This window comes from Marinagarivorans algicola (assembly GCF_001292705.1).
Classification (GTDB): domain Bacteria; phylum Pseudomonadota; class Gammaproteobacteria; order Pseudomonadales; family Cellvibrionaceae; genus Marinagarivorans; species Marinagarivorans algicola.
Window position 1 is genome coordinate 31,992 of record NZ_LGAK01000019.1, and the last position, 24,559, is coordinate 56,550.

Below are 24,559 nucleotides of genomic sequence, written 5' to 3' on the forward strand. Positions count from 1 at the left end.
TCCCCTTTTTTTTGCGCTTTAGCCAAAAAAGAGTTGTGGGCAGCGGTCATGTCATCGCATAATTACTAAATCAATTTTAATTAGTTAGTCATTTCCTTGGGATGATTTTATTGTGCGCTTTGCCCTGTGGGTGCAAGGCCTCAGTTTTACAGAGCATTTGGACTCTAAGCGAGAGATTATGGTCAACAACACACTTATTACGGCAAGCCTACGTTTTCAGCGCTGGATGACGAATGAGGCACTCCCCTTATGGATGAGCCGCGGCATAGTGCCCCACAAGCAATGCCACTACGAGCGTTTAAAGGCAAATGGTGAGCCCGATCTAGAGACGAATACGCGTGTGCGCGTGCAGGCGCGCCAAGCATTTGCTTTTGCATCGGCTTATCGTCGGGGCTGGGCACCCGAGGGGCGCTCACTGGCCGTTCAATTATGCGAGTTTATCGAAAAAAATGCGCGCCACCCTCGTGCATCAGGCGGCTATGTTCACCTGATGGACAGCGAGTGGAATATTGCCGATTACAAACAAGATCTCTATGACCACGCATTTTATCTCTTGGCGTTCGCATGGCTTTATACCATCACAGGTGATGCTATTTACTTAGATCGCGCCGAGAGTTTACAGCGCTGGTTGGACGACAGCTTTGCTTCGCCAGTAGGTGGTTGGCGAGAGGGTGATTATGAGGTCGGTGCCCGTCGCCAAAACCCCCATATGCATTTATTTGAATCGTATATGAGTCTTTATGAGGCAACCGAGCAGGCGCATTGGTTAGCCCGTGCAGGCGAGATATTTGCACTTTTCCAAACACGTTTTTTTGATGCCGAGCATCGTGTGCTGCGTGAGTTTTTTGATGATAACTGGCAGCCCCACCCAGATGCAGGCAATATTATTGAGCCCGGTCATATGGTCGAGTGGGTGTGGTTACTGCATTGGTATGGGCGTTTAAGTGGTCGTAATGTTTCTATATGGGCCGATGCGTTGTATGAAAAAGCTTATCAAATAGGCTTCGCATCATCAGGGTTAATGTTTGATGATATGAATATCGATGGCTCTGCACGAGGCAGCACCAAGCGATCATGGCCTATGACCGAGGTCATTAAAGCTAACATTGCACAAGCGAAAGCGGGGCATAAAGATGGCGAAGAGCGTGCGGCTGAAGCGATTGATCTGTTATTCACTTACTATCTTGATTGTGCAAAAGTGGCGGGTAGCTGGGTTGATCAACGCGGTGCCAATGATGAGGTTGTGAATGACTTTGCACCTGCTAGCACGCTGTATCATCTGATGGTTGCGTGTACAGAGGTTCTTGATTACTGCAACGCTAATACGTAATTTGGAATTTTGGAATATAAAGGGTGTTAAGTCGCGCAGTTTTAGAGGGGATTTAATCAGTATTGTTTAACCAGCTGATTAACAAAAAGGGTTACTGTTCAGTCAAACTGAAAAACCTGCCTGATAGGGCGTTGTTGAATTGTTGTCTGGATGTTTAAGGATCGGGAGTGGACAGCGTTTAGCCCAGTATAGGTGTGTGGAGTAAACGCTGTATACGTGCAACATCGCCGATGGCCTGAGCAGTACAGGCAGTGAAATTTAGGCTTTTATCTGGCTAGCGCTGAACAGTGACTAAAAATATAACAATAACATTTAATGGTGCAAATATATGCAATTGGCGATGCTCGATGTAAGTATTATTCTTATTTACATCATAGGTACTTTAGTGATTGGTTTTTGGATTGCTAAACGTGCTTCTAAAAACATGAGTAGCTATTTTTTAGGGGGAAATAAATTATCTTGGTGGACGTTAGGTTTATCGAATGCATCGGGCCAATTTGATATTAGCGGTACCATGCTAATGGTTTTTTGGCTATTCGTTTACGGTATGAAAAGTATTTATATACCTTGGCTATGGCCTGCTTTCAACCAAATATTTTTGATGGTGTTTTTAAGTATTTGGTTGCGGCGCTCAGGTGTAATGACCGGTGCAGAATGGATTCGCTTTCGTTTTGGCGAGAGTCGAGGCGCGACTTTATCTAATATTATTGTGATTGCGTTTGCACTGTGTTTGGTGTTGGGCTTTTTGGCATATGGTTTTATTGGTATTGGTAAATTTGCGGCTGTCTTTTTACCTTGGCAGCTCAGTGCTGATGCTTATTGGAATGAAGTATATTACGGTGTGATTATTACAGCTATTACCACCTTATACGTAGTAAAAGGTGGTATGTATTCAGTTGTTTTTACCGAAGTCTTACAGTTTTTTATGATGACAATTGCGTGTATTGCAGTTGGTGTGATCGCTATTAATTCTGTTAGTCCCGAGATGATCAGAGCCGCTGTGCCAGAAGGGTGGTTTGATGCAGGTATCGCATGGGAGTTAGGACATGATTGGTCGTCGTTATTACCTGCTGCGCAAAATAAAGTGATTGAAGAAGGAATGAACCTATTCGGCATTTTTGTCTCAATGGTTTTATTGCGTGGTATTTTAGTGAGCTTAGCGGGGCCTGCGCCTAATTATGATATGCAGCGAATCTTATCAGCCCGCTCACCGAAAGAAGCAGCCATGATGAGTGGTTTTGTGAATGTTGCTTTATTGATTCCGCGTTACATGCTTATTGCTGGTTTAACGGTTTTAGCGGTAGTGTTTTTTATGCCTGAACTAAAAGCCATGGGACCGGATATTGACTTTGAAAAAATCCTTCCCTTTGCGATCCGTAATTATATTCCGACAGGTTTAGCGGGCTTGTTGATTGCAGGTCTTATTGCGGCGTATATGTCTACTTTCGCAGCGACCACCAACGCAGCACCTGCGTATGTGGTGAATGATATTTACAAGCGCTACTTTAACCCCAATGCCCAAGACAAAACCTATGTAAGGTTGAGTTATTTAGTGTCTATCGCTTTTGTTGTGGCGGGGTCATTAATTGGCTTACTGATTCCGTCTTTAAATGTCATTGTTTTGTGGATTGTGGGTGCGTTGTACGGTGGTTATACCGCAGCCAATGTCCTTAAGTGGTACTGGTGGCGTTTCAATGGTTATGGTTATTTCTTTGGTATGTTGGCCGGTATTTTAGTCGCTATTCCTTTAATGTTTTTAGACATTAATGAATTACACGCCTTTCCTATTATTTTAGGTTTTTGCTTAGCGGCTTGTGTTGTTGGTTCGTTGTTAACCCCTCCCGATGATATGACGGTATTGAAGAAATTTTATTACCGTGTGCGCCCTTGGGGTTTTTGGGGGCCGGTTTATAAAGCGTTACAACAAGATTGTCCAGAAGTGGCTAAGAATAAAGACTTTTTGCGTGATGCATTGAATGTTGTGCTAGGTATTGTTTGGCATAGCTGCTTGACAAGTATCGGCATATTATTGGTTTTACAGCAGTGGAATGCCTTGGTTTTTGTTGTTGGCGTTACGGGATTGATTAGCTTTTTATTAAAGAAAAATTGGTATGACAATCTCGAAAATTATCCGGCGGATTATTCGGAAGATAAATTTCAACATCATATAAATGCACGTCAGCGATAGTATGACGAGGAAATAATAGTAAATATTTTAATATAATTAAAAATTGACGCCGATATTGCTGTCGGCGAATTAGACTGAATGGGTAAATATAATGAGTGATTTTAAAGCAAGACTTAAGCAAATCGTTTCAGAGCATGAAGTATTAATTCAACAGCGCAATAAGCCCAGTGCATCGAGTAATGGTATTTTTCAACGCTGGGAAAACCCTGTCGTCACTGCTGCACATGCCCCAATTATTTGGCGCTACGATTTAGACGAAAAAACGAATCCATTATTGATGGAGCGTATTGGTGTGAATGCGGCACTTAACCCTGGTGCGATTAAATTTAACGATAAGTATGTATTAGTGGTTCGTGTTGAAGGTCACGATCGGAAATCCTTTTTTGCAGTGGCCGAAAGTGATAACGGTATTGATAACTTTAAATTCCGTGACTACCCGATTGTGATGCCAGAAACCTCCGAGCCTGATACCAATGTTTATGATATGCGTTTAACGCAGCATCAAGATGGCTGGATTTATGGTTTGTTTTGTACTGAGCGTAAAGATAAAACACGAATGGAAGATACCTCCGCGGCTGAAGCGCAGTGTGGTATTGCCCGTACGAAAGATTTAGTGACTTGGGAGCGCTTACCTGATTTGATTACCCACAGTGGCCAGCAGCGCAACGTTGTCTTGCATCCTGAGTTTTTTGAGGGTAAATATGCACTTTATACACGTCCACAAGATGGCTTTATTAGTGTGGGTGGCGGTGGCGGTATTGGTTGGGGCTTGTGCGATGACATGACCAACGCCGAAGTTAAAAGCGAAGTGATTGTTGATGGAAAAATTTATCACACCATTAAAGAAATTAAAAATGGCCAAGGTCCTGCCCCCATTAAAACCGATGAGGGTTGGTTGCATTTAGCTCATGGCGTTCGCAACACAGCTGCCGGCTTACGCTATGTGCTTTATATGTTCATGACAGCGCTTAACGAGCCTTGGAAAGTCACCCACGCACCGGGCGGCCATTTAATTGCTCCCGAAGGTAAAGAACGTGTGGGTGATGTGAGCAATGTTTGCTTTAGTAATGGTTGGATACAAGAGGGGAATGACGTTAATATTTATTATGCTTCATCGGATACCCGTATTCATGTTGCTACAACAACAGTTGAGCAATTGGTTGATTATGTTAAAAACACTCCAGAAGATGGCTTGCGTTCTGCTTTATCGGTAGAGACGCGTTGTGCCCTTATTGAAAAAAACTTACGTATTTTAAGTGAAGCCTGTGAATAATTTAATGAGTGAGCAGCTGCTTTCTGACATTCAGCGATTTAAAAAAGAGTTGTTGTCAGAATTTAGCGCTATTAATAACTATTGGCTATCCACGGTTTTAAATGATCAGGGTTTTTTGGGTGAAATTAGCGCCGTTGGTGAAGCAAAAGCCGATGCCGATAAAGGTATTATCTTAACAACACGCATGCTGTGGTATTTTAGTGAAGCGGCGCTTTATGCGCCTGAGCCTTCATTAGTGGCAGCGGCTCATAAAATGTATGACTTTATTGCGCAGCATTTTATTGATCAAGAGCACGGTGGTGTTTTTTGGTCGCTTGATGCGAATGGTGATGTTGTTAACGGGCGTAAACAAACCTACGCTCAGGCTTTTGCGGTGTATGCACTGAGTGCATATTATCGATTATCACGCAATATGGTCGCATTAACATCAGCACGCTCTATTTATGGTTTTATCGAAAAGCATGCCTATGACAGTGTTCACGGTGGCTATTTTGAGGCTTTTGACCGTGATTGGGGTGCGTTAGATGATATTCGTTTAAGTGAAAAAGATTTGCCCAGCGCTAAAACAATGAATACTCACTTACATATGCTAGAGGCCTTTACCGGTTTGCTGCAAGCTGAGCGAGTTGCGGCCAATGTTGCGGCTGCAACCAATGTTGAAAATAGCTTAAAGCGTTTACTGGAAACCTATGAGAACAATTTTATTGACTATAGCAACGGTCATTTAAAAATGTTTTTAAGCCGAGATTGGACAGACGAAAGTATAGAGCTAAGCTACGGTCATGATATAGAAAGCAGTTGGTTAGTGTGGGAGGCTCTGGAGGTATTGGCTGTTCCCGCGCTAACGAAGCGCTATCAATCTCAGGTTGAAACATTGTTTTCAACTTGCTTTAAAGAAGGCATAGCGAAAGACGGCTCTGCTCTTGAGGTGTTTGACCTTGAGAGCGGAAAAGCCATTCATGAGCGCATTTGGTGGGTCCAAGCCGAGGCAATGGTGGGGTATTTTAATGCATGGCAAATGACCGCCGACGATAAATACTGGCAAGCGGTGCTAGCGGTGTGGCATTTTATTAAAGAGCAGGTCATCGATAGCGCGCACGGGGAATGGCATTGGGTAGCGCAGTGCGATCAACAGGCGCAGCAGTCATTTTATAAGGTTGGCTTTTGGAAGGGCCCCTATCACAATGGCCGGTCATTGATTGAATTGTGTCGCCGTATAGAGTCGTTAAAGAAATAATAACCAAGTGCCCTACTTATACCAGAGGGTATTCAATTAATGCTCGCAGTGTCATTAAGGGTCACAATGTATGCAATATTAAAGTGTTTATCATTAAATATTCTATATTTAATTGCTGCCTTTGCGCTGCTGTGTGTTAATTGAAAGATAAAAATAATAGACCTCTGTTGGTTATATTTCCCGCGTGGACTGACAATCAAGAGGGTACGATCTTCCAAATCGATAATATTATCTATTCGCAATAATGACGACAATCAATTAATGTACGTGTAAATTAAAAGCCAGCCAACGATTTTCGTCATTGGTTGGCTTTTGACGTCTAGGGAGCATATCTTGAAAAATACGGTTATTACTTTAATGATGATGTTGCTATCGGCAACGACTTTGGCTGAACCACTGTCGTTTTCTTCTTTATTTGCCGACCATATGGTATTGCAGCGTGAGCAAGCTATAGCTGTTTGGGGGAGCGGTACTCGCAATACCACTGTTACAGTGTCGCTCGGTAGCGTGAGCCAAGTGGGTAAGGTGGATGATCAGGGGCGCTGGAAAGTACACCTACCTCCACAAGCTGCCGGTGGCCCGTTCAAGCTAACGGTGAGCTCTGGAAGTGACACAATTATATTGACCGATGTATTGATAGGTGATGTTTGGTTGGCTTCAGGGCAATCGAATATGGAGTGGAAGGTTGATTGGAAAATTAACAATTTAGAAGCCGAGAAAAAAGATAGCCACTTCCCTAAAATACGCTTTTTTAGTGTCAATACCGATGTGAAATTAGACAAGCAACAAGATGTTTATGGATCTCGTTGGCAAGTTGCAAGCGAGCAAACGGTGGGTAATTTTTCGGCGGCGGCATGGTTTTTTGCTAAAGCGGGTTTTAAAGAGAAGGGCGTGCCTATTGGTATTATCGATAGTACCGTCGGAGGAACCCCCGCCCAAGGGTGGACCCCACTCGAAAACTTACTGACACTCGATGGCTATAAAGCAGTTGCTCAGGATATGAAAAATAATCCGGACATCTGGGAAAAGCGCATTGAGATCCGGGCGCGCAACGAAGAAAATAAACGGAATATTATTCGCAATGACAAGCTGACCCAGAAATTTGGGTTTCATAGGTTATCGTTTGATGATACGCCCTGGAAGGTTGTGAATATTCCTTTGGCCGAACCGTTGAGTGATATTGTTTGGTTGCGAAAAACGATCGAGTTAAACCATATGCCCAAACAGGCACAATTATCGCTGGGCAGTATTACTCAATTAGCAAAGTTTTATGTTAATGGCATACTGGTAGAAGAAAAAACCTGGAAGGATAAAACCAAAGTAATCACTTTGCCTAGTAACCTGCTTAAAAAAGGTCAAAATATCATAGCGCTGCGTGTGGCTAATGATTGGGATAATAAAGTTCAAGTGGGTAAAGATAATGAAGTGTGGTTAAGCCATGACGGTCAAAAAATGAGCCTTGCAGGGCAATGGAAGTACAACAATACGGTTGAGCCGCCATTGCCTGAGGTTGAGCGCATTAGCTCATGGCCTACGGGTCTCTATAACGCAATGATACATCCATTGACGCCGGCCTCTATTAAAGGCGTTATTTGGTATCAAGGCGAGGCTAATGTCGATAGGGCGCAAGAATATCAGACGCTATTTACCGCTTTAATTAACGGTTGGCGCACCCGCTTTGAAAGACCGGATCTTCCCTTTGTTTTTGTACAATTGGCTGGGTACTTGCCCAAAAAAAATGAACCTTCAGAAAGCGATTGGGCACTTTTACGAGAGCAGCAAGCCAAAACACTTGCGCTACCTTATACCGCCATGGCAGTGACTATCGATATTGGTGAGGCGCATGATATTCACCCCAGAAATAAACAAGATGTAGGCCGCCGTCTTTGGTTGGCGGCTAAAACGGTGGCTTATGGTGATGAGGTTGATTATAGCGGTCCGACTTATCAGTCGCTAAATGTCGATGCCGACAAAGCTTCAATACAGCTCACCTTTAAGGCGAATACGCCTTTAGTGATGAAAGGCGATACCCTTAAAGGTTTTGAAATTGCCGGTCAAGACGGTCGTTATTACCGTGCGCAGGCACGTATAACGGGCGATAAAACGGTGTCTATTTCATCGCCCAACGTATTAAAGCCTTTATTTGTGCGCTATGCGTGGGCTGATAATTCGTCGGCCAATTTATACGATGGCTATCGTTTGCCAGCTGTTCCCTTTAGAAGTGATGCGTCGCACTAGATGAAAGCTAGCTCCCTAGCGCTTGAAAGCGATTGGGGGGTGAGTCGTGCTGTGAGCGTGTATTTTCTTAATTGAACTGATATTTGAGTGAGGGCTTAGCGTTCGAGCCGGGCATATCTTTTAGCGTCACAGTGTTATCGGCATTGTCGTGAGAGGTTAGACTTGTCATTTTTTATCATTATGCACGCCAACAACCGTTTTTTGCCTTGTATTGCATATAAATAAGCCAGTGGTTGTACGCGAGCTGCAGAGCTTTTTGATACGTTGGTAATATGAGTGTCGTTGGTGTCGTTTACGGATTGACAGCTTGCTGTTATCAGGCATAAACCGCCGATAAAACTATAAAGTCATAGGGTTTTCATCGTGTCCTATTCTTTTAAGTATAAAAAAACCTTATTAGCTAAAGTAGGCTAATAAGGTTTTAAGGGTCGTGTCAGCGGAGAGCTGACGATAATGTCATGGTTGCAGGTCTAGTACTTACTCTGTGACGCCGGCTTTCACGTAGCGAATGTTATCGAGCTGAAATTTACTGCCTTTTTGGCTGTCGCCCCAAGCCGGTAAAATCACAAGAGGCGAGCTCACCTTTGTAATATCTAAATTGCTAGCGTTTGCTGTGCCGTTAGCGACTTCAGAGTTTTCATGTGCAATTAAATCGTCAACATTAAAGGTGTAGGACTGCCATTGATCAAGTTCTGGAACGGTCATGTCAACATTATCTTGCAGGTTGATATCGCCCGTTGTGCAAGGCCATTGACAATCTACTTTAATAAACCAGCTATCTTCAAGCCCTGCAGGCGCTTCAATGATTTTTAAATCAAACTTTAATTGACCACCAATATAGGCGCTTAAATCTATGCTGCTGGTACCTAAAAGCTCACTGGTTGTTTGGTTTTCGATGTATTCATGCTGCAGTACATCGCCACGGTCGGTATCGCTCTCTACGGTTTCGACAATCTTATTGTTATCGGCTTTTAGCTTCCAGCGCTTAATGGCATCATCAAAGACAAAAAATACATCATCGCCTAGCTCACCGGTACTTGGCGCTGGTGTGCTGGGTTCATCAGTGCCGGGTATATATTTAACATTATCTAGTCTAAACTCGGCGCCAATTTGATTGGGGCCATAAGCCGGAAAAATCACTAAGGGGCTGGTAACTTTTGTAATATCTAAAGAATCGTTGCCATTATCTTTGGCAATAAGATCTTTAACATTGAACTTGTAGATTTGCCATTCGCCCACTGTGGGAGCTATGCCATCGATATTATCTTTTATCGGTACATCGCCGGTACCACAAGGCCAGCCGCAATCGACTTTAATTGACCAGTTACCATCGATGTTGGCAGGTTCGTTAATGATTTTGAGGTCAAACTCTAAGGTGCCTGTTGAGTAACCCGATAAATCAACAGAAGAGCCCTCTGTGATTAACTCAACGGTGGCTTCAGCACCGGTATATTTATAATTGAGTACCTTGCCTTTTGTTGTATCTTCATCGTCGACAATGGACTCTGTAATTTTTGATACGCTACCGGCTTTGAGTCTAAATTGTGTGAAGTCATCTTCAAAAACAATAAAGGGCTCGGTGGGTAAGGCGGGTTCGGGGTCGGGGTCTGTACCTGTACTGCCACCTGGGATTTCGAGAATAAGATGATCGTCGCCGTCATAGTTAGACCACGGTGCTTTCTCGTCGAGTGTCACAATACGGGGGCTATTATAAAGGGCGATAATTTCGGCATCAGTATTTTTTTCGAAGGTTTCTTCTGCCCACGTCATAATGAAAGTCCAAAGCGGTTGCTGCTCTAGGATCTCGGGGGTGGGGAGTTGGTTGACTTCACCTAAAGCAATAGGTTTGCCGTTGGCTTTAGCGACCATAAGGTCGTATTTTTCTTGAGAGAATCCTGTGCCGTCAGTGTTGTAGTTATCGAGCGTTAAAATATCATAATACTCGGGGCCAGGATCATAGGCGTCTAAGTCTTCGGCGAGTGTTGCAAAGTCTTGTAGGTTCCATACAAAAGTTAGGTTGGTGAGCTCTTGCTCTTGCACAAGGTAGTCATGTGTCAGTCTGTAAAGGCGGGCGGTATATTCTGGCGAGCCTTCCTTAGACCACCAAAAAATGGTCTGATTCATTTCGTGAAATGGGCGGAAAAGTACACGCACACCATCATCACTGATCATTTTTAAAAGAAAGGCCATGTTGTCTAGGCGTTTTTTCCAAGCGAGGTTAAGCGGTTCGCCGTCAGTGAGTAAGCTAGACCACTCGGCGTCACTCAGGTTACCTTGTATCGAGGCGATATTTTCTGTTTGCCCGCTTTGGTTTTCCCACGCGCAAGACTCACCGGTTGTGGGGGGGCATACGTGCGCCATGACCTGTACAAGCATACCTTGACGCCAGCGTTTTTGGGCTTCAAAAATCATGTTTAAGCGATTATCGACATCTTCGCCACTGAATAAAAAGTCACCGCTCCAAAGACTAGGCCATTTGCCAACAAGCTTAGCCATTTTGTCTGTTTGTAGGCCTGGCTCGGCATTGGGTTCGCGATTGTGTATACCAATCACGGTTTTTTCACCTTTAATGCTGTTTAAATAATTGAGCATTTCAGGCACGAGTAGTGGCTCAGCGCTCGGTGCGGCACTGCTGGAGCTCTTAGATTCACCGTGCGTAGTTGTGGTGACGCTGACATCGTCACTGCCACAGGCCGCTAAGGCTAGACTGGTAGCGACGGCGATCGCTAGTGGTTTAATATTGATCATCATTTGTTACCTTTATTATTGTTTTGAGCAGCTGCTTTCTGGGGCAATAGCAATTGGGATGACCCGTCGGTGGGCCGCTCAACGGCGATTTATGCGATAATAAAACTAAATTAATTTTATTTAGTTACTTGTTTGATGAGTTAGGCGACAACAGTTCTATGGTAGACAAGAAAAAAAATAATAGCAATTGCCGATTGATACTTTCATGGTAACAGTATTTATTTTTTATAAGCAGCTGATTATTATGTTTATTACTGGTCTTTAGTCCGAATTTACTTGTCTCTACGGATATTTTAGGGCTAAGGTTGTTATCTAGACGGGGAAAATGTAAACTTAAGTTGACTTTATAAATTAAGTTTAATTAGTATGTCGATATATTCTATTGTGAGCTTTAGGCGGCGCGCTGTTGAATGGAGGCATGTGTCAATGTACTCATACCTTCCCAATCCAATAATGAATAATAAAAGAGTTGTGGGATATGATGTTTAAACGATCTAAATTGGCAGCCAGTATATCGGTCTGTTTGGTCACTCTGACGGCCCCTTATATGGCGCCCGGTGCACTGGCGCAAGAGTCGGTGGTTGAAGAGGTGCTCGTACTGGGTATTCGCGGTGCTGCTAAAAAGTCGATTGATCAAAAATGGGAAGCCAATTCGGTTATTGAATCTATAACCGCAGAAGATATTGGCAAGCTCCCTGATGCCACCATTGCTGACTCGTTACAGCGTGTGACGGGTGTGCAAATTAAGCGTGCCGCGGGCGAAGGCTCCAATGTTAATATTCGCGGTTTGTCGCAAGTGACTAGCCTAATCAATGGCGAGCAATTTATTAGTGCTGCGTCGATCACAGGCTTACAAGCTAATTTTAGTGATATCCCTGCCGAGCTACTAAGCGGTGTCGATGTTTATAAATCGACCGATGCAGGGCTTATTGCCGGTGGTATTTCGGGTACGGTTAACCTAAAAACACGACAGCCTTTAGATCTTGATGAAGGTGCCACCGGTGTTGCCAGAATTGAAGCGGCAAACGGGACTTATACTGACCAGTCGGGCGAAAAACTCACGGGTTTTTTTGGCTATAATGCCGGCGATATGGGTGTGGTCGTGACGGTTTCGGCCTCGGATGCGACGTTAGCGAACTACCGCTACGGTATGTATGGCGACTTTATTTATCAAGGTTTTGCCGATGACATCTTAAATTCAACATTTGAGACTGATGCCGACGGCAATAAAGTGATTGTGAGTCAAGAGCCTGGCCAAGATGGCATTGACGAAATTGTATTTGGTAACATTGATTATGGTGTAACCAATAAAATTGCAAACCGTGAGCGTTTAGGCGTTTCGAGTAGTTTCCAGTACCAGCCCAGCAGCAGTATTGAGTTTTTGGCTGATGTCTTTTATACCAAAATGGATAACGAAGATCTTGCTAGCGGTATCGTGAGTGATAGCGCGTGGACTAAAACGCGAGGCTATGTAGTACCGCAAGCGGGTCACTTGATTAATCGCGGTGAAGGTAATTCTGATGAGGGTTTTTCGTTATATACCACGGATAATTTCACCTTAAGCGCCCCGCGCGTACTGTCTAAATCGGCCGCCACCGCGACCAGCACTGAATCGGTGAATATTAATTTACAAGCGAACCTTGTGTTTAATGAATCGCTTGAGGGCTCTGTGCGTTATGTGCACGGCAGTGCCGAGAGCCGTGTCACCAATAATGTGGTCGATGCACACTTAACTAACGGCCGCCAGCATGGCTTGTATCGCCGTGTTGATGGCGTACGTGAGGCGGCCAACCCTAATGGCTATGAGGGCGCTGTTCCCGTTGGCGTTGACTACCGTGGCAAACACCCAACCTTTACATTGCCAGCAGGTTTTGGAACTGACCTCTCAGCGTATGCATTGACATCGACTTTCTCAGAAGGAAACGCCATCGATGAAGCCAGATTAGATGCCGTACGTTTTGATGGCACTTTTTTACCCAGTAATACATGGGTTTTTGATGAAGCGTCTATTGACTTTGGTGTACGTGTTGCCCAGCGCGAAGTGGAGTCTATGAATTATGATTTAGTGGCTCCTTTTACGCGTTTTTTAAATGATGGCCAAGGCGGTATCGAAACCTCTTATGCTAAATGGAAAGACAGCGGCATACCTGTATCGGGTGATGGCAGTGATACGATTGGGCGCTTGATTACTTTTGAAGAGCTACAAGAAAGAGGTTTTATCTCAGAAATTTCTGACTTTGGCCCCGCGAGTGATGGCAACAGTTATTTCTTTATTGACCCTAAAACGATGGTTGATGCTGAAGGGTTTCAAAATGCCATTTACCCAGGTAATGTCCGCGCGCCTAATTGGTTTAACTCGTATAAAGTTGAAGAAGATAACGTCAATCTTTATGTGCAAGCCAATTTTGAAGGTCAGCTAGGCATATTCCCTTACAGTGGTAATGTGGGTGTGCAAGGGGTTGGTAGCGAAATTGCTGTGACCGGTTACGGGAGCGGCTTAACGTCAACGCTGGATATTGCAGGGCAAGATATTAAAGCGATCAGTGGTGCGCCAGGGCCTTTAGTGTCTACTACCGTCACCACCAAAAAAACCTACGACTATTTACCGCGATTAAACTTTTCGATTGATTTACTCGATAGCTTAAAAGCGCGAGTGTCTTATACTAAAAACTTGACGCAGCTTGATGCGAGATTGCTGGGTGCGGGTGCTCAATTAACTCAAATCGCTTATACGCAGCCTGAGCTAGCGGGTGTTTTTGGTGTGAGGCAAATTACTGAAAACGGCAATCCTTTACTTGACCCTTGGAGCTCTACTAACTTAGATATTAGCCTTGAGTGGTATTTTAATGATAATGGCTTATTCAATGTAGGCTTGTATCAAATTGATATTGATAGCTTCCCGACGACAGTTACCGGTACGGTAAAAGGTGTTGCAGATACCGATGGTGTTGTACGCAATAATGGTATTCCTTCAATTACTCAAGAAAATGGTCGCGGTGGTCAGTTAACGGGTATTGAAATAGGTTATCAGCAGGCGTATGACTTTTTGCCTGGCATCTTAAGCGGCTTAGGCTCTAATATTAATGTTACCCTCGCCGATGGTGATGGCGGTACGCCAGACTTTTATGGTAACGAAAATATATTGCCTGATAATTCTAAAGAGCAATTTAACTTTATTTTATGGTATCAAAAAGGCCCTATTCAAGCGCGTATTGCTTACAACTATCGAAGTGATATTTATAACGGTAATGCTGGCGTTACTGGGAACCACCAATTAGCGAGCTTTAATGCGCCGACCGAGTATGTTGATGCTTCTTTTAACTACACTATTAACGATAACTTTGAGGTGTATGTACAAGGGCAAAACATTACTGAAGAGTATGAAGAGTCTTATTTACAGTGGGAAGGTAATCGCGCTAGCCAAAATATTTTTGAAGCACGTTACACTTTAGGGGTGATTGGCCGCTTTTAATCGCACGTAGTTGTTATGAATAACCCCCTTTATTGAGGCTGATATGAAGGGGGTTTTTGTCACTCAATATTAAAATATTGCTCTTTAGTCGAGTACTTTTATTTTTCAAATGGTTTTTTATGATGCAGAATATCAAGTGGCTGATCGCGGCGACGATAGCTTTAAGCCTTTGTGCTTGCGCAACGCAAGGCTCTAAACACAAACACTCTGAGCGCGATGCAAAAATAGTATCATTCAGTTCGTTAGCCTTTAAAGAGAGTCCGCATCAATTTGATGTGGTGGATATCGATGTTCATTTGGTTGCGCAGTGGCAAGATCCTTATGTATCGAGTGATGTCGCATTAGATTTAGAAATAACAACGCCCTCGGGTGAGCAAAAATTATTGCCAGGTTATTACCTTAACGGTAAAAGCCAAGCACCTTCGCACTGGAAGGTGAAGATAGCCCCTCACGAGCCGGGCCTTTACAAAGTGCGCGCAAAACTCACAGATAATAATGTTGTGGTATACGGCGAGTACAAAAATTTAACGGTTACACCATCACCTAAAAAAGGTTTTATTCGCAATTATGATGGTTGGTCATTCGTTTATGATAACGGTGATTTATTTCGCAGCATAGGCCAAAACTTTGGCTGGGAAGCGCGACATAATGATGACTCTAGGTATTTTAAAGCACTGCATGAAGATAAGCGCTTTAGTTATGACGAAATGATTCCAAAATTGCGTGCCAGTGGCGCCAATACTATTCGCACATGGATGATTTACTGGAACTTACCGGTAGACTGGAAAAACACCGCCAACTCTGAGCGATATACCAATACCACCGATCGCTTTAACCAAAGCGGCATTGCACGTCTAGATCAAATGCTAGAAATTGCACAAGCACAAGATATGAAAGTGATCTTATCACTCGATAGCCACGCGGGTTTTATTGGCGAAGGCTGGGCACTCAATAATTACAATACGGCCAATGGCGGCCCCGTGAGTGACCCTGCAGCGTTTTTTACCGATAGCAGCGCCAAGCAGCTTTATAAAGATAAGTTGCGTTATGTTGTGGCGCGCTGGAGCTACTCTTCAGCCATATTGGCGTGGGAGTTTTTTAATGAAATCGATAATATCATCTACTCTGGACCAGAGCATACCGCTATTGTGAGCGATGAAGCCGTTGTGCAATGGCAAAATGAAGTGGGTGAATACCTGAAGGCGATTGATTTCCATGAGCATATTACGACAACCAGTATTTCACACCGCGATGTGAAAGGTTTGTTTGAGTTACCGTCGATCGATTTGTCTCAAACCCATCTGTATAAAGTGACCGACCGCATTCCTGAGATTATTAGTGAAAAAAATGCCGCCTATGCACAGCCTTATTTTGTAGGTGAGTACAGTGCAGAGTGGGATTGGTCGGTTAATTTTGATGAGATTAGCGACACAATGATTACCGATTTTAAACGAGGCTTGTGGTATGGCTTGTTTGCTGAGACACCGATTTTACCCTTGACGTGGTGGTGGGAGTATTTTGATAAGCACGATGTCTCTCGTTACATGAGACACGTTGAAGTGATCAATCGTCTCATGCTCGCCGGTGGCAATTTGCAGCGCTACCCTACACCGGCGGTAGCCGAAGGCATTTATACGGCAGCGGTCGCGAATACCGATAAGGCCTTTATTTACCTGCTGAATAAAACGGATCAAGCGCAGAGCGTGAACCTGAGTCAATTTGTACCTGCTAAACGAGATTACCAAATTTTTGATGGCGATAGTGGGGTTTATTTAAGCGATCATGACCGTCAAAATCTTACACTGAATGCACAAGGTAATTACATTGTGATATTTAGTAAAAATTAGTCTTCCCTTGGGTTAGTTTGTTTAACCTTTACCCCTAGCAATAGGGGTTTTTTTTGCCTGTTATTTGCTGATACGCTGCATAGATCAGGTGCCAATAGGTTGAACCGAGTCTGCGCAAGGGGTTATAGGGTTATTCTTTGATCTGGCATGAGTGCTCTCTATGTGTCAGGCTAGATGGGTTGACCACTACAGTTTTTAATCGCGAATTTACCTTAATACCTAGCACGGCCTGCCGATAACCTATGAAACTGTCCTGAAACGGGTTAACTATGCAGCGCTTTTGTTTTTCCAATCCGCATCGTCAAGCGTTTACCCTGTTGTGGCTAGGGGTTTTGATGGCTGCGATACCGTTGTTTGCAGCATATGCTAATGGGTTTAACTACACCCAAGGTATCGAGACCAGTAGTTGGCGCTTTGAAGGGTCGGTTTTTGAATGCAGTATTGTGCATACTATGCCTTTTTACGGTGATGCGGTTTTCACAGCGCGGGCAGGTGAAACCGCGACTTTTGCACTACAAGCGAAGACTTCACGACTCAAAACAGGTAAAGCGTTACTGCGCATGGAGCCTCCTAAGTGGCGACATAATTTGCAGCGTATTGACTTGGGCTACGTAGGTGTTAGGCAAGGATTAGAACCGGTACACTTGGGCGCACGTTATGCTGAGCGCATATTGACCGAGCTCAATACAGGCTATGAAATGCAGTTAACGCGAATGCCTTGGTATGGTGCAGAAGCTTCCAGTCATATCCACGTTAGCCCTATTGGGTTTAAAGAGGTTTATCAGCGTTATTTAGGCTGCTTGAGTGATTTACTGCCTGTTAATTTTGACCAAATACGGCGCACAGCTATTTACTTTGGCATGGGAACTTTTGAGCCGCTCTCTCAAAGCCAAAAAACGCAACTCGACCATATTGTTACCTACTACCAAGCAGACCCATCGATTACTGAGTTTTATATTGACGGTCATACCGATAGTATTGATACCAGGGCAAACAATTATACGTTAGCTGAAAACCGCGCCAAAGAGGTGAGTGCCTACTTGGTGAGCCAAGGCTTACCAGAAGATCAAATGGTTGTACGTTGGCATGGCGAGCGTTACCCGGCTGCGAGCAACCATACTAAACAGGGCAGGGCGAAAAATCGTCGGGTAACGATTCGGTTAGAGCGATCAGCGACACCGCCTGCCGGTGCTACAGCAAAATAGACGTATTATGTTTACAGTCCAAAAAGTGTAGCAATGGTATAGTAGGTAAAAGCATTGAGTGTTAGTAAGACCACTAGTGCACATGCACGGTTGCGAATGAGACGTTGTCGACTAGCCGGTGGGTTAAGGCCCAAAACTTTAATGTGATGTTGCTTTTGCTCCTGAAGTCCTTGAATGCCTGAATGCTGCTGTGCGGCTACACGCTGAATGAGTTCTATATTGTCTAAGTTAAAATGTCCATCGTATACCAACATGGCGGTTCCTTATTGATTAACTGTAACAAAAGTGAAGCTATGGCTCACACTGTATAGTCATCTTAAGTATTCATGCGGATATTGACTAGATGAAGTTGCCGAGTGAGTGTGTAGGACATTGACCATTGCCAACCGATGGCATAGCTAAGACTGCATGCTATTGGATTGTTTTGAGTATTTAGTTATAGCTCGTCAGTTAAAGACCTTGCATGCTCGATCTTGCATGCTATGTCAGGCTGGATGATTTTAGAGGCGCTGGAGGCAAGTAGGGGAGTTAGGGCGTTAGGCCTATAGGCCGAAGTCAGTGGCCGTGCGCATAAATAATGGTCGCAACCACAATATAAGGCCTAAAACTAGTGAGCATAATGATTAAGAGGGTTTAGTAAAAAACTGGAAGGCGCGGCTCATAAGTGATGCCCTTCTAGGAAACACTGTTTTATAGTGCCTTACTTGATGTTGTTTGGGGTTAACATGGCAATGTACTCTAGCTTCTTCATAGTCATCAAGTGTACCGATATGTGCCACTAAAAACATTTTATACATCCCTGTGCGGGTTTCAAAGCGACTAGAGTGACTATCGAGATAGCTCATGACTAATTGGCTACCATGGACACTTTCGGTTTTTAATTGGCAGATTTTTTGTGCGTCAATTTCATCGAAGGGTGTTAGTGCATAATTGCGCGACAGATTAAACTGGGTAATTGTGCTATTACTGTGAGTAATGTAAAGCTTATTAAAGGTCAGCACGAGTAAGCTCAGTGTTATGCACAGTGAGCCCCCTAGTATGATAGGTTTTAATAGCGCCTTATGAGCAGGCGCTTGCTTGTTATGGGGGCTAATGTGGGTACTGGTGCTGGCTGTACTGTCTTGTGTTGGGATTGCTAATGATGGAAAGTCAGGTTCATTGGTTGTTGCCATGCTGCTGCCTATCGTCGATCGTGTTGTTAAGGGCTCTTCAGTATTATGCGACTGCAAAATCTCATCTTTTAGTCCTTATATCCCTTGCTCGGCCACGGGCTTAACTTGTGCCATCCTTTACGTCGAGTTTTACAGTCCAATAGGTAGTGCATATGTACTCATTTAGTGACTTGCCAAGAGGTTTTTCAAACTGGCCCAACAATGACAGTTATAGTAGATAAAATACACGAATAGCGCTATCGGCTTGTTATACCGTTTTATGCATATCATTGTCATTGTTAGAGGCTGCTAAATGGGTTGACTTGATCGTACGCTGTATTAACGTAATTTGAACGCCATTAAGCCGCCTTTAGCCAGCAGGCTGGCAATGATCAAACAACCCGTCGCATTTAAGATCATGTGTATAGGTGCAATAGCGATACCACTGAGCGCATCGGTAATTAACGCCTGGTTACCCAGCAGAGGAATACTGGCAATCAGCAGTGTTGTTTTTTGACTGGCCAGTAAAACATACAGCCCAGTGGCCGTAGGCAATAGTGTCACTAGTTGCGTATAGGTCTGCGAGTCTTTTAGTGAGCGTGCTCTCAAAGAGATAAACAAGAGTAGCGAGTTAGCCATGAGAATTAAAGGTAATAGCAAAATAAAAACAATCATATAATCACTGATGCTTAGATCAAGCCGAAGGCCCAGTGCTGATGCGGGTGCTAGTGCGATGGCCAGTGCTTGACCAGCTAAAGCCATAAGCATCACAATGAGTGATAAACTACAGGCCATAAGCCATTTACCGGCAAACAATATCGGCTTGGCAACAGGGGTGAGTAGGAGTGTCTCAAGGGTTCTACCTTCGCGCTCGCCGGCAGCCATTTCGGTGGCAATTCCGGCGCAAGCAATAAAAGCAACCAGCACTAAAAATAGCGGAACCGACCCTAAAACTCGCATGGCCATTTGCTGTGCTTGCGCCGTATTGACATCAATAATTTGGCCGACATGTACCGCTTGCGGGCTAACGCCGCGCAAGATTAAGCGCTGTGCGCCAAGTGTTTTAAACCAGCGATTAGCAATGTGTTTAACACGACTGGCGGTGGCGTGTTGTTCGCTGCGTGATAGATCCCATATTAGTTCGATATTGGCAGTGCGTTGCGCGTTAAAGTGTCTTTCAAAGTGTTCAGGAATATGCAATACCATAGGAACTTTGCCAATACGTACTTGCTGGTGAGCATCGCCTTCGAATGTCTTTGTTTGAATACCGTTGGCATGCAGCTGTGCAATGAGCGGCGCGGCGTTCTGAGGGTTAATCACCGGCAGTGTAAACTCGGCAGGCTTTTGTTGTAGAATGACAACAAAATTTAATACGCCATAGCTCGTCAAGGCAAATAAAAGCGGCATAAGTAAAATGGGCAACACGCCTTTAAGGTCTCGGCGGGTATCTAGCCATTCTTTTTTAAAAACAACCCAGAGTTCACGCATGCCGAGCCTCCTGTGCGGCTTGGCAATAATGCGCGAAGGCGCTTTCTAAGTCGTCGCTTGGTGTGCTGGCGATAATGGCTTGCGGTGAGCCGTGAATGGCCACGCGTCCGTGAGTGATAATGGTAATATTTTGGCACAGGTGATTAACCTCGTGCATTAGGTGGCTTGAGAAAATAAGCCCTGTTCCTTGATTCAATTGTTGTTGTAATAGGTGGCGCACGGCACGTGTTGTGAGTACGTCGAGGCCGTTAGTCGGTTCATCCAATATCAAATACGGAGGTTCGTGCACCAAGGCGCGGGCAAGGGCAACTTTCATGCGCTCGCCCTGGGAAAAGCCTAAGGTTTTACGGTGCAAAATATCATCCATATCTAACTGTGCTGCTAGTTCTGAAATGCGCTGTCGAGTGTGTGCGCTTTTAAGGCCATATAAGTGTGCAAAATATTGAATGTTTTCGGCAGCCGTAAGACGAGTATATAAGCCACAGTTATCGGGCAGTACGCCTAGTTTTTTTTGTGCAGCAACAGGGCTCTTAAGCACATTAATACCATCAATACTGAGGCGGCCGGCATCGGGCGCTATCAGCCCGCACAGCATGCGTAAACTACTGGTTTTACCTGCTCCGTTGGGGCCGAGTAAGCCAAGGCTGGTACCAGGCTGTAAGCTGAAGCTCACATCTTTAACGGCCTGCGTTGTACCAAAACTTTTTTGTAGGCTCTGTACTTCAATCATGGTTGGGCCTTTTGATAGCTCGAGCCCGATCGTAGGGCTGGCCCTGCGGCGTTAATAAAAAAGTGTACGGGTTTGATCGTTTGCGCGCAGCGGGTATCGAGTGCTGTGTGTGATCCGAGTTCAATAAAGCGCGCCATCAACTCAGGTATGCAGCCTAAACTCGAAACCCCATGATGACCGCCCTCTACTATGATGTGTCGGCTATTAGACATTTGCTGGCTAGCCCACTCGCCCCAAAATGCGGGGGTCACTGGATCAAAGTGACCGGATAGCACTAATGTGGGTATGGCGCTATTAATTGGGGCAAATAGATCGGGCGGGGGCGAGATGGTTTGTAGGGTGTGACAGATAGGGCTTAAATCGTTAAGAGCAGCAAAGGGCATGTGAGTTAGTGATGATATGTTCTGTCTGGCGATAGGGGGAGCGTGCCGATCTTCGGCACATAAAATAGCGGCGTGCATACCGTAATGCATACCGCTTTGGACACTGTCACTAGCTGCTTGAGCTAAATTAGCCAAATAGGTGAAGTGACCTTCGCCCGCTTGCTGTATCGCTAAAGGCAGTAGTGCGGCTAGCTCTCGACTATAAAGTGCAAAACGTACCCAGTTAGCCACTCGTGCAGCAGTCACGGTGACAGGGGTTACTTTTGTGGTACGCGGGTGGCTGAACGAGGCCTGTACAGGCTTGCCGGTGAGGTCTTTGAGTAGTTGCTGCCAGACAGAAGTTAAATCGCCAAACGCATGCGAGCATTGAGGCTGCTTGGTGCACGCTTCAAAAAGGTTTTTTAAGGCAATGCCGGCATCGTATTCAGCATAGCGAGGCAGTGCGATAGCCGCCGGTGCAACCCCGTCCAAGATCACTGTACGTGCGGTGGCAGGATATTGGTGCTGATAGGCCATGGCGACGCGCGTTCCGTAAGAGCTACCCCACAGGTTGAGGCTGTCATAACCCAGAGCTTGGCGTACGGCTTCTATATCATGGGCCGCTTGCATTGTGTTGATGTGTATCAGAGCTTGGGCTGAATACTCTTTTGCGCATTGCTCCAGTGTACTGTGGATGTGAGCGATTTGTTGCTGTTGAGGCCATTGTGGATGGCTGTCGCCGGCGGCAGCACAGGTAAAGGGTTGTGTTTTACCTGTACCGCGCTGATCAATAAAAAGAATATCACGTTCTTTTTGTACATCACTAAAAAAGCCTAAATATTGCCAGGCGAGACTGACAGCTGAAGTGCCTGGACCGCCAGTAATCACAATCAGCGGGTTATTTTGAGGCGTGCTCAGCGCACGAGCTCTTAAGATATTTAATGTTGTGCTGCCTGAAGGAGATTGAAGGGTGATTTGGGCGCATTGTGCGCCATAAAAGGCGGTACCGTGAATACTGCTGTTGCAGCGAGTAAAGTGTGGCAAGGTTGAGGCGGGCTTTTTGGCCGGAGCCATTGCTAAAGACGCTCCACTGCTACTTAATTGCAGGAGTACGATGAGCCAAAGGAGTAAACGCCTGATGATTGAGAGTTGAAGTACGAAGAGTTTCAATACAAAGGGCCCGATTACGTTTTTCCAAAAGGCAGTTCTTCTGAGTGCCGTTCTTTTTATAGCTGTAGTATTTATCATTAAGTCAGGATACTGTAAAAGTGACGGTTTTTAGTGTGCAGCTGTTTGATGTGTTCTTTTGCCTGCGCCTCAACAGCGATGTTTAATGGCAATGTTTAATGGCGATATTGATCATTAGTATAAACGCCACCCAAGAGAATGCGAAGAGGCGTGTTGAGTCTGTATTGAAAGAGGGCATGAGATCAGTGGCGTTGACCCCCTATCTGGGTAATGTACTTATAACGTATTTATAGCACTCATACATTTGAGTGAACGGGTCGTACACTCTGCTTAACGATCGATAACTGGAACTAAAGAATATGTTGTGTCAAATCGTAAAAGTGGCGCCATGGTGTGTGGCGAGCATCGCCTTTGTTGTCTTGTTAGGGGCGTGCTCGCCTATCACGGTGAATGATTACAAAGATAAAACACCGAAGCTAAATGTCGAAACCTTCTTTGAGGGGCGTTTATCAGCTCATGGGGTTGTGAAAAATCGTTCAGGTAAAGTCATTAGGCACTTTAATGCAAAAATTCATGCCCGTTGGGATAACGGTATAGGCACGCTGGATGAGTACTTTGTGTTTGATGATGGTGAGCAACAACAGCGCATATGGACGCTAACCCCCGATGGTGCGCAGCGTTATATTGCCACTGCCGGTGACGTTGTTGGCCCCAGTACCATGCGCATTGCTGGTAACAGCCTGTTCTTAAATTATGTTTTACAGGTGCCTTATAATGGCAAAATCATTGATGTTGCGGTCGATGATCGTATGTACCTCGTAGATGCTGTGACATTGCTGAATGAATCGGTTATGACGAAGTGGGGATTTAAAGTAGGCGAGGTGCTATTGGTCATTAAGAAGTTACCGTAGCCAATGCGCCAAAAACCAGTGTAAATAAACGACTAACAAGGTCGTTCACATACGCCGCGGTTTTTCGTTGACGTTGCACTGGTTCATGATGCACAGCTAACCTCCGGTACTATTCATAAAGCGAATAATCTGAGGGGCTTCGGGGTCATTAAAGTGGTGCTTTTCTGGCTTTAAATGCAAGGATGCGGTGATGAAGTCTTTAAGCCGTTTCGTATCATTGGGGTACTCTCGTATGGCTTGTCGTAAATCAATACTGTGTTCATTACCCAAGCAAAAGAGTAAACGTCCCTCAGCGGTTAACCTGACTCTATTGCAATCGGCGCAAAAATTATTGCTGTGAGGCGAAATAAACCCCACTTTTGAGTGTGACCCTAGAATGGACCAGTACCGTGAGGGGCCACCCGTACGGTGAGATGATGGCGCCAGCGTGAACTCTTCTTCAATCATGCGCTTAATGGTAGCGCTGCTCATAAACGCGTCGGCTCTGTTGTGTGCCGTTGTATTACCTAGGGGCATTTCTTCAATAAAGCTAATATCAAGACCTTTGCTAACGGCATAGTGCGTCAGAGGTAAGACGGCATTATCATTTTGGCCCTGTAAAATAACTGCGTTTAGTTTAATTTTTTTGAAATTTTGAGCGATGGCGCAATCAATACCGCGAAGTACGTTGTGGAGTGTTCCTGTCCGAGTTAGGGTTTTAAACGCCGCGCTATCTAGGGTATCTAGGCTGATATTAATTCTTTGAATGCCCGCTGTTTTTAACGTGTGCGCAAAGTGCTCGAGGCGGTTGCCGTTGGTGGTTATGGTATAGTCTTCGAGCAATTTTTGACGATTAATTTTCAGTAACAGTTTATCTATATCTTTTCTGATTAAGGGTTCGCCACCGGTTATACGCAGCTTTTTAACTCCCAGAGCTAAAAATGTTTCAATAATAAAGTGCGTCTCTTCAAGGGTCAGTAATTGCGATTTTGGCACAAAGGTCATATCCTCTGCCATGCAATAGGTGCATCTGAAATCACAACGATCAGTCACCGACACTCTAAGGTAGTCGATTTTGCGGCCAAAGGGGTCTATAAGTTCGGAGGGTGTTATATGCATATCGTTATTATCCCCTAGTTTGAGGCTTTGACCAATGAGTATTTCTGAGTCTTTATGATGGGTTTTACTGCTTAGGCGGATTTTTCTACGCTA

General features: G+C 44.7%; 16 protein-coding genes. 9 read left to right on the forward strand and 7 right to left on the reverse strand.

The genetic code is table 11. The features are described 5' to 3' along the window. Nucleotides 1-112 precede the first annotated feature (112 nt). From AC438_RS07985 to AC438_RS08005, 5 genes are all read left to right on the forward strand, one after another. A complete protein-coding gene (locus AC438_RS07985) occupies nucleotides 113-1,330 on the forward strand; it encodes an AGE family epimerase/isomerase (RefSeq protein ID WP_238376350.1) in 1,218 nt (405 codons plus the stop codon). A gap of 328 nt (nucleotides 1,331-1,658) precedes the next feature. Beyond that, complete coding sequence (locus tag AC438_RS07990) at nucleotides 1,659-3,518, forward strand: sodium:solute symporter family protein (RefSeq protein ID WP_053980729.1); 1,860 nt, start codon at nucleotides 1,659-1,661, stop codon at nucleotides 3,516-3,518. 91 nt (nucleotides 3,519-3,609) lie between these two features. Further along, entirely contained in the window at nucleotides 3,610-4,791 is a 1,182-nt protein-coding gene (locus tag AC438_RS07995; protein WP_053980730.1) for a glycoside hydrolase family 130 protein, read from the forward strand. Then, nucleotides 4,784-6,028, forward strand: coding sequence for an AGE family epimerase/isomerase (locus tag AC438_RS08000; protein WP_238376351.1), 1,245 nt, complete (start codon nucleotides 4,784-4,786; stop codon nucleotides 6,026-6,028). Before AC438_RS07995 ends, AC438_RS08000 begins: the two co-directional genes overlap by 8 nt. Before the next feature lie 333 nt (nucleotides 6,029-6,361). Next, complete coding sequence (locus AC438_RS08005) at nucleotides 6,362-8,266, forward strand: sialate O-acetylesterase (RefSeq protein ID WP_082354029.1); 1,905 nt, start codon at nucleotides 6,362-6,364, stop codon at nucleotides 8,264-8,266. Between the two features lie 477 nt (nucleotides 8,267-8,743). On the opposite strand, the gene AC438_RS08010 is transcribed toward AC438_RS08005, so the two are convergent. Further along, nucleotides 8,744-11,017 carry a glycoside hydrolase family 26 protein gene (locus AC438_RS08010; protein ID WP_053980731.1) on the reverse strand — a complete coding sequence of 758 codons (2,274 nt, stop codon included), beginning with the start codon at nucleotides 11,015-11,017 and terminating at the stop codon, nucleotides 8,744-8,746. A 475-nt stretch (nucleotides 11,018-11,492) separates the two neighbouring features. On the opposite strand from AC438_RS08010, the gene AC438_RS08015 reads away from it, so the two are divergent. From AC438_RS08015 to AC438_RS08025, 3 genes are all read left to right on the forward strand, one after another. Continuing rightward, complete coding sequence (locus AC438_RS08015) at nucleotides 11,493-14,486, forward strand: TonB-dependent receptor (RefSeq protein ID WP_082354030.1); 2,994 nt, start codon at nucleotides 11,493-11,495, stop codon at nucleotides 14,484-14,486. 119 nt (nucleotides 14,487-14,605) lie between these two features. After that, nucleotides 14,606-16,333, forward strand: a complete 1,728-nt coding sequence (locus AC438_RS08020) for a cellulase family glycosylhydrolase (protein ID WP_053980733.1) — start codon at nucleotides 14,606-14,608, stop codon at nucleotides 16,331-16,333. A gap of 269 nt (nucleotides 16,334-16,602) precedes the next feature. After that, nucleotides 16,603-17,538, forward strand: coding sequence for a flagellar protein MotY (locus AC438_RS08025; RefSeq protein ID WP_053980734.1), 936 nt, complete (start codon nucleotides 16,603-16,605; stop codon nucleotides 17,536-17,538). 11 nt (nucleotides 17,539-17,549) lie between these two features. Here the strand turns inward: AC438_RS08025 and AC438_RS08030 are convergent, their stop codons facing one another. From AC438_RS08030 to AC438_RS08050, 5 genes are all read right to left on the reverse strand, one after another. Then, complete coding sequence (locus AC438_RS08030; protein ID WP_053980735.1) at nucleotides 17,550-17,792, reverse strand: hypothetical protein; 243 nt, start codon at nucleotides 17,790-17,792, stop codon at nucleotides 17,550-17,552. A gap of 369 nt (nucleotides 17,793-18,161) precedes the next feature. Next, entirely contained in the window at nucleotides 18,162-18,710 is a 549-nt protein-coding gene (locus AC438_RS08035; RefSeq protein WP_053980736.1) for a hypothetical protein, read from the reverse strand. 318 nt (nucleotides 18,711-19,028) lie between these two features. Continuing rightward, entirely contained in the window at nucleotides 19,029-20,177 is a 1,149-nt protein-coding gene (locus tag AC438_RS08040) for an ABC transporter permease (RefSeq protein WP_053980737.1), read from the reverse strand. Beyond that, nucleotides 20,170-20,907 carry an ABC transporter ATP-binding protein gene (locus tag AC438_RS08045; protein ID WP_053980738.1) on the reverse strand — a complete coding sequence of 246 codons (738 nt, stop codon included), beginning with the start codon at nucleotides 20,905-20,907 and terminating at the stop codon, nucleotides 20,170-20,172. Before AC438_RS08045 ends, AC438_RS08040 begins: the two co-directional genes overlap by 8 nt. Next, on the reverse strand, nucleotides 20,904-22,343 hold the full coding sequence (locus tag AC438_RS08050) for an alpha/beta fold hydrolase (RefSeq protein ID WP_053980739.1): 1,440 nt from the start codon (nucleotides 22,341-22,343) through the stop codon (nucleotides 20,904-20,906). Before AC438_RS08050 ends, AC438_RS08045 begins: the two co-directional genes overlap by 4 nt. Nucleotides 22,344-22,816: 473 nt before the next feature. Between AC438_RS08050 and AC438_RS08055 the strand changes: the two genes are divergently transcribed. Continuing rightward, complete coding sequence (locus tag AC438_RS08055; RefSeq protein ID WP_053980740.1) at nucleotides 22,817-23,368, forward strand: DUF3833 domain-containing protein; 552 nt, start codon at nucleotides 22,817-22,819, stop codon at nucleotides 23,366-23,368. 96 nt (nucleotides 23,369-23,464) lie between these two features. Here AC438_RS08055 and moaA read toward each other — a convergent pair whose 3' ends face one another. Next, nucleotides 23,465-24,466, reverse strand: a complete 1,002-nt coding sequence (gene moaA, locus AC438_RS08060) for a GTP 3',8-cyclase MoaA (RefSeq protein ID WP_053980741.1) — start codon at nucleotides 24,464-24,466, stop codon at nucleotides 23,465-23,467. Between the last annotated feature and the right edge of the window lie 93 nt (nucleotides 24,467-24,559).